This window comes from Actinophytocola xanthii (genome assembly GCF_001921205.1).
Taxonomy (GTDB): Bacteria; Actinomycetota; Actinomycetes; order Mycobacteriales; family Pseudonocardiaceae; genus Actinophytocola; species Actinophytocola xanthii.
On record NZ_MSIE01000196.1, the window covers coordinates 1 to 621 of the forward strand.

The window sequence follows — 621 nt, forward strand, 5'->3', positions numbered from 1 at the left end:
CCAGGTTGCCGCCAGCGCCGAGGAGACCAGCGCCCAGGCCGGTGTGGTGGCCGCGGCCGCGGAGCAGGTGTCGCGGAGTGTGGAGACCGTGGCGACCGGTTCGGACGAGATGGGTGCCTCGATCAAGGAGATCGCCCAGAACGCGAACGAGGCGGCGTCGGTGGCCAGCCAGGCGGTGTCGGTGGCCGAGGTCACCAACGGCACGGTGGCGAAGCTGGGTGAGTCGTCGATGGAGATCGGGAACGTGGTCAAGGTGATCACCTCGATCGCCGAGCAGACCAACCTGCTGGCGTTGAACGCGACGATCGAGGCGGCTCGGGCCGGGGATGCGGGCAAGGGCTTCGCGGTGGTCGCGAACGAGGTCAAGGACCTCGCTCAGGAGACCGCGAAGGCGACCGAGGACATCTCGCGTCGGGTGGAGATGATCCAGTCCGACACCACCAACGCGGTCAGTGCGATCAGCGAGATCAGCACGATCATCAGCCGGATCAACGACTTCCAGCTGACCATCGCCTCGGCGGTGGAGGAGCAGACCGCGACGACCAACGAGATGAACCGCAGCGTCACCGAGGCCTCGACCGGTGTCTCGGAGATCGCCTCGAACATCGCCGGGGTGGCCGA

At 67.3% G+C, this 621-nt stretch carries 1 protein-coding gene; it reads left to right on the top strand.

Features of this window, described 5'->3' with window-relative positions; translation table 11 throughout:
• A partial coding sequence (locus BU204_RS37895; protein WP_233161079.1) for a methyl-accepting chemotaxis protein occupies positions 1–621 on the top strand: 621 nt, incomplete at both ends.